Origin of the sequence: uncultured Methanobrevibacter sp. (assembly GCF_902764455.1) — an archaeon.
In the GTDB taxonomy this organism is placed as follows: Archaea; Methanobacteriota; Methanobacteria; order Methanobacteriales; family Methanobacteriaceae; genus Methanocatella.
The window spans coordinates 44,163-50,634 of record NZ_CACWVY010000012.1 but is presented as its reverse complement, the minus strand read 5'-3'; the positions used below and the strand labels follow the sequence as shown (position 1 = coordinate 50,634).

At 36.3% G+C, this 6,472-nt stretch carries 6 protein-coding genes; 5 read left to right on the top strand and 1 reads right to left on the bottom strand.

Annotation, left to right across the window (positions count from 1 at the left end):
* Positions 1–55: 55 nt before the first annotated feature.
* From QZU75_RS04470 to QZU75_RS04450, 5 genes are all read left to right on the top strand, one after another.
* On the top strand, positions 56–1,432 hold the full coding sequence (locus QZU75_RS04470) for a formylmethanofuran dehydrogenase subunit B (RefSeq protein ID WP_296881817.1): 1,377 nt from the start codon (positions 56–58) through the stop codon (positions 1,430–1,432).
* Positions 1,433–1,439: 7 nt separating this feature from the next.
* Positions 1,440–3,158, top strand: coding sequence for a formylmethanofuran dehydrogenase subunit A (locus tag QZU75_RS04465; protein WP_296881819.1), 1,719 nt, complete (start codon positions 1,440–1,442; stop codon positions 3,156–3,158).
* 2 nt (positions 3,159–3,160) lie between these two features.
* Positions 3,161–4,036, top strand: a complete 876-nt coding sequence (locus QZU75_RS04460) for a formylmethanofuran dehydrogenase subunit C (protein WP_296881815.1) — start codon at positions 3,161–3,163, stop codon at positions 4,034–4,036.
* Between the two features lie 44 nt (positions 4,037–4,080).
* Positions 4,081–4,371 (top strand): DUF2097 domain-containing protein, encoded by a 291-nt coding sequence (locus QZU75_RS04455; RefSeq protein ID WP_296881813.1) that lies wholly within the window; start codon positions 4,081–4,083, stop codon positions 4,369–4,371.
* 120 nt (positions 4,372–4,491) lie between these two features.
* The gene (locus QZU75_RS04450) at positions 4,492–4,782 is read left to right on the top strand and encodes a DUF2097 domain-containing protein (protein ID WP_296881818.1); all 291 of its coding nucleotides are present in this window, start codon (positions 4,492–4,494) and stop codon (positions 4,780–4,782) included.
* Here QZU75_RS04450 and QZU75_RS04445 read toward each other — a convergent pair whose 3' ends face one another.
* Positions 4,783–6,465: a DUF128 domain-containing protein gene (locus QZU75_RS04445; RefSeq protein WP_296881812.1), complete on the bottom strand. Its 1,683-nt coding sequence runs from the start codon at positions 6,463–6,465 to the stop codon at positions 4,783–4,785. It abuts the gene before it with no gap.
* Positions 6,466–6,472: the final 7 nt, after the last annotated feature.

The window sequence follows — 6,472 nt, the reverse complement described above, 5'->3', positions numbered from 1 at the left end:
TCTTTAGGTGAATTACCTGTTTATCACGGACGTAAATGGGAGGAGTTGATTGACCATGACTTATGAACCACCTGTAACTGATTATGATTACATTGTTGAAAATTGTACCTGTGCATTCTGTGGTTGTAACTGTGACGATTTAGATTACTTAGTTAAAAATAATCATGTTGTTGCTGTAAGACACGCATGCAGATTAGGAGCAAGTAAAATTATGGAAGATATGGATCAAAGATTACTTGTTCCAATGGTTAGGGATGAAAACGGAGAACTCAAAGAAGTAGACTGGGATACTGCTTTAGACAAAGCTGCTGAATATATTGCTAATTCCATTAGACCAGTATTCTACGGTTGGTCTGAAACCTCTACTGAATGTATGAAAGAAGGTGTAGCTTTAGGTGAATACATCGGTGCAGTATTAGATAACCAAGCTACTATCTGTCACGGTCCTTCTCTCCAAGCTGTACAAAACGCAGGTTACCCTATCCAAACTTTAGGAGAAGTTCAAAACAGAGCTGATATGATTGTATACTCTGGAAGTAACGCTATGAACTCTCACCCAAGACACATGGCAAGATATGCTGTATTCTGTCGTGGATACTTCAGACAAAGAGGAAGATTCGACAGAACTGTTGTCACTATGGATCCTAAATTCTCAGATACCGCAAAATGTTCAGATATGTGGGTAGGATTCGAACAAAATGGGGACTACGGTTTCTACAATGCTATTAGAGCTGTACTCAGAGGAAAAGAATTATACCAAGACGTAATTTCCGGAATTCCTAAAGAAGATATTTACGAATTAGCTGAACAAATGAAAAATGCAGAATTCGGTGTTCTCTTCTTCGGTTTAGGTTTAACCCATACTTTATCAAAACAAAGAAACATTGATATCGCTATTAAAATGGTACAAGACTTAAACAAATACAGTAAATGGGGTCTTACTCCAATGAGAGGTCACTTTAACGTAAACGGATTCAACATTTTCATGGCATTCGAATGTGGATTCGCTTTCGGTGTTGACTACTGTAGAGGATACCCAAGATATATGATGGGTGAAACCAACACTATCGATTTATTAGTAAGAAAAGAACCAGACTGTTTCATGGTTATTGCAGCTGACCCAGGTGCTCACTTCCCTAACGGAGCAAACCAACACTTAGCTAACATTCCTGTTATTCAAATCGATATTCACTGGGGTCCATCAACTGAACTCGCTGATGTAGTATTACCAGGTTCATTCATTGCTGTAGAATGTGCTGGTACCAGTTATCGTATGGATGGAGTTCCTATTTACATGAAAAAAGCTATCGACAAACCAGAAACCTGTCGTGATGACGAATGGATTGTCCGTGAATTGAAAGAAAGAGTAATGAAACTCAGAGAAGAGCCAAACGTAGCTCCAAAATATGTGCCAAATCCAAACGCACTCTAAAGGTGATATAATGGAATATATTCTTAAAAATGGTATTGTCTACGACCCAGCTAATGAAATCAATGGGGAAAAGAAAGATGTCATGTTTAAAGATGGCATTATCGTTGATGATGTTTCCGCAGATGCTAAAGTCTTAGACGTTACTGATAAAATAGTCATGCCAGCAGGTATTGACCCTCACGCACACGTTGCAGGTCCTAAATTAGTAGTAGGAAGATTATACAGACCTGAAGATTCCAGAAGAGGTGTTACTCAAAAAACTAAAGTAATCAGATCAGAATCTGGATTCTCCATTCCAAGTTGTCCTGCAACCGGTTACAGATACTCAAGATTAGGTTACGGTACTGTTGTAGAAGCAGCTATGCCTCCTCTTGAAGCAAAACACACTCACGAAGAAATTGCAACTATTCCACAAATTGATATTCCAGCTATGCCATTATTCGGTAACAACTGGTTTGTAATGGAATATGCAAAAGATAACAATATTGAAGACATCGCAGCATTCGTAGCTGCATGGTTAAAAATATCCAAAGGTTACGGAATTAAAATCGTAAACCCATGTGGAAGTGAAGCATGGGGTTGGGGTATGAACGTACACGGTGTAAACGACAAAGCACCTTACTTTGACGTAACTTCCAAAGAAGTTATCATCGCATTAGCAAAAGCTAACGAAATGTTAAACTTACCTCACTCTATCCACATTCACCCTAACGACTTAGGACACCCTGGTAACGTACCAACTACTATCGAAACCATGGACGCTGTTAAAGACGTTAAAAAAGGTTCCAAAGCAGCCGAAATCAGAGATCAAGTTATGCACGTTTGCCACTTACAATTCCACTCTTACACTGGTAACAGTTGGAAAGATGCAGGATCAGGTGCAGAAGAAGTTGCTAAATACATTAACAAAAACGACCACATAACTTGTGATGTAGGTCAAGTAACTTTAGATGAAACCACTACCATGACTGCAGACGCTCCTATGGAATACGACTTATTCAAATTATCCGGTCTTAAATGGACCAACAAAGATATTGAATGTGAAACCGCAGCTGGTATTATTCCATGTATCTACTCTGGTAAAAACCCTGTTAACACATTACAATGGGCTATCGGTCTTGAATTGTTCTTACACATTGACGACCCATGGAAAGTATGTTTAACTACTGACCACCCTAACGCAGGTCCATTCACTAGATATCCTAGAATTATCTCCTGGTTGATGAGTAACCAAAGAAGAATGGAAATGATTGAAAACAGAGAAGTTCACAAATGGGCAGAAAAAAGAACTACCCTTGCAACTCTCGACAGAGAATACGATTTCTACGATATTGCAACTATTTCCAGAGCTGCTCCAGCTAAAATCTACGGATTTACTGACAGAGGTGCACTCACCCCTGGTTACAGAGCAGACATTGCAGTATACGACATAAATCCTAATGAAATTGATCCATCCAGACAAGCTGCAGAAATCGAAAAAGGTTTCAATGTTGCTGATTACACTATTAAAGATGGTCAAATCTTAGTAAAAGATAAAGAAATTGTTAAAGTTAAAGAAAGTCAAAACATTTGGGTTAACGTAAAAGGATGGGAACAAAACGAACAAAAAGTTATCGACAACATTATGCCGTTCTTTACTCAATACTACTCAGTCAAATGGGAAAACTACCCAGTACATGACCACTACGTATCCAACCCAATCGTTGTTGATGTTGATGGTAAATAGGGGTGATTATTGTGAAAACAATTACATTTGATCAAATCAAAACTTCTTCAATCGCTTTAGAATTCGATGAATTAATTCCAGATGAAATTTATTCATGGACCGAAGCAGATTTCGCTAAATATCAAGTCCCAATTGGAAACTCAAGATTCCCACTTACTGACTTCTTCACAGTAACTGTTGAAGGAGAAGCTAACGGACCTGATGAAGTTGAAATGATTTTAAACGGAGATTTAAACAGAGTAAAATACATCGGTTGTAAAATGAGCGGTGGAAACATCGTATGTAACAGCAGTGTAGATTTACACGTTGGAGCTGAAATGTCTGGTGGATCCATTCTCGTTAAAGGTAACGCAGCAGCTCACGCAGGAAGAGAAATGTCCGGAGGATACCTTGAAATTGAAGGAAACACCAAAGAATTTACTGGTGCTTCTTACATTGGTGAATGGAGAGGTATGACCGGTGGACAAATCGTTGTTGGCGGTAATGCTGGAAAACAATGTGGTGAATGTTTAACTGGTGGTAAAATTCATGTTAAAGGTAACTGTGATATCTTAGCCGGTATTCACATGACCAAAGGTACCATCGAAATTGACGGTGACGTAAACCGTTGGCCTGGTGGACAAATGAAAAACGGTAACATTGTTATCCACGGATTCCTTGGAAGATTACTCGAAGGATTCGTCCTCAACGGAATTGTTGTAGACCCTGAAGTAGATGGTGTTACTTTCGAAGGTAAATATATTCACTACACTGGAGATATTGGTCTCAACGGTAAAGGTAACCTTTACTTAGGTGCTGAAGCTAATAAAGATAAATTAGCTACTTACGGTGAATTAGACGACGAATATACTTCAATCAGAGAATACAGGAATTTATAATTCCTTTCTCTTTTTTCTTTTTTTAAAATTGTATGGGCGATACTATGGTAGAAGAAGTTCAAATGACCTTGGAAGAAGCTATTGAATATGTTAGAAACAATGTTAAAGTTAGAGATATTTTAGAAATTTCTTACAATCGTATTTTTGCTCCTGGTGAAGTTTTAGGTATTACAGAAGAAGACGAAGTAACAGGAGAAGGTCTTAGAGTCGGTTTACAACTGACTGGTGAAATATTAAATCAATCCATTGAAGTTGATTTCAACGAAATTGGTGAAGATTTAATTGAAATGCGCCACATTCATGATGATAAGGAACTTATCATTGAAGTACTTTAATTACTCTTTTTTTTCTATTATTTTTTACTTTTCATTTTTCATTGAAAAATTATTTTGTTCGTATGAATACAAACTTTTATATGTGATAAAATATATTGTTATATATCGGAGTTGATTATCATGAAAGATTTGGAATTAACAACAGAAGAAGCAGTAAAATACTTAAAAGAAAATGTGAAAATTCATGATAACATTGAGATTTCATACAACCGAATATTCGCAGAAGGAGAAGTTTTAAACGTTGATTTTTCTGAATATTTCGGTGAACCGGGCTTCAGGTTACTTGTTTCTCTTGATGAAAGCGACCTTGGAGCTACAGTTGAAATAGATGTATATGAAGTAGAAGAGGATATTATAGAATTTGTTCACTATCCTAAAAATGATGAAGCTGTGGATGTTACTGTAATTTAGTTACAGTCTATCCATTTTTTCAAAAGGTATTAATTTTTCAATAGCCTTTACTTGAATGGCTATTCCATTTTCCTTTATTGCAGCTATTGTATTGAGTCCACTTCCGGCTACAACACCGAAATTATAATTATCTGCTTTTGCATTGTAGGTTACTTCTCGTGGTTTTCCTATTTTATAAATTGAAAATCCTGTGTTTTTCAATATGTCCAATAGATAAACTGCATATTCGCGGGAAACATAAGGAATTTCTTTGAAACTGGCTAATATCTTTTTAGCACCCTGATTTTTATATACTGTAGTCTTGTTTTTTGATATGAATATCTTATGAGGGTCAAGGGTTGTTCCGCTATATGATATTAGGTCAATGAAGAGAGGCGGTTCTGTAAGCTCAAGCAATCCTCCATAAATCGGATTGCACATTATTCCATTGTTTATTAAAAGTCCGTCTATACTTAAACTGCAGATGGTAGCTATTCCTATTTTTTCATCATCTGTAGGATGGTCAATAAGTTTATAATAAGGATTAATGTATTTAGGATCGGAATTGTATGTTTCCTCCATTATTCTCATTGATTTATCCAAATTGTCTTTGCTAATATAAGAAACATTTGCAATAATGTCTCCTTTTCTTTTTTCAACATCAAAATTAACCTGCTGGATTAAATTCCATGATTTCGGAAGCAAAAATGGAATTTTTGGCTGGTTGTTGCTTTGAGGATGTTTCAATATAGGTTCTATTTTGCTTGTAATTGGATGTAATGTTTTGAAGTCCATTATCTCTTCGGCTATTTTTATGTCAATCGGTTCTCCCAACTCTTTGATTGCACAGAAAGGTGTTATTCCGCCTACGATTGCTATTCCAACCATTCCGTTTGGTACGGGCAGACCCAGAATGTCTTCTCCGTCATGTGAAATGCTTATAATTCCATTTATTCCAATATTTTTCAGTTTATCAATTATTGAAACTGCCTTTTTTCGCCCTATACTTGGAATCAATCTGAAGTTTGCAGGAATGGTTCCGTTTCCTTTTGTAACTACATCAAGAACTGATGTCTGTGAAGCCATTGAAAATGCGTCCAAAGGTGTTATGGATGTCTTTTTGTATGATATTAATTCTGTAAATTTGATGGGTTGTGAATTTTCAATTTTAAGAAGTCCTCCGTATTTAAGCTGTGAAGGAATTCCTTCGTTGAGCAGTATTCCGTCTATAGTTGTTCCGCATATTGTTGTTACTTCAATTTCATCTGAATTTTTAACTTTATTTAAATTGATGTAAGGGCTAACAGAAAGACCACTTTCAAAAATTTCTTTCATTATATTGATGGATTCTTCATTATAAATGGTTGAAGTGTTGACTACAACATTTCCGGTTTGTGTCATATAGTTGAAGTCAGTTAAATAAATCATTTCTTCAAATTTTGAATGAATGAAATCGACCTGGTCATATATCAGACCCTTTTCTAATTTCTCACGACCCAATTCGGTAATCTGCCTTCCGGCATACCCGATTCTTTCAGTATAGCCTTTTTCATCTAATATCTGCATATGATATCTTACGGCACGCTCGCCTAAATTAAATCCTTTGTTTTTTAGTTCGTCAGCAATTAATTTAGACCCGATAGGTTTATCGTGCTGAGTCAAAATGCGTAATATCTCAATCATTTTATGTTCTGTTTCTGACATGAAAAGG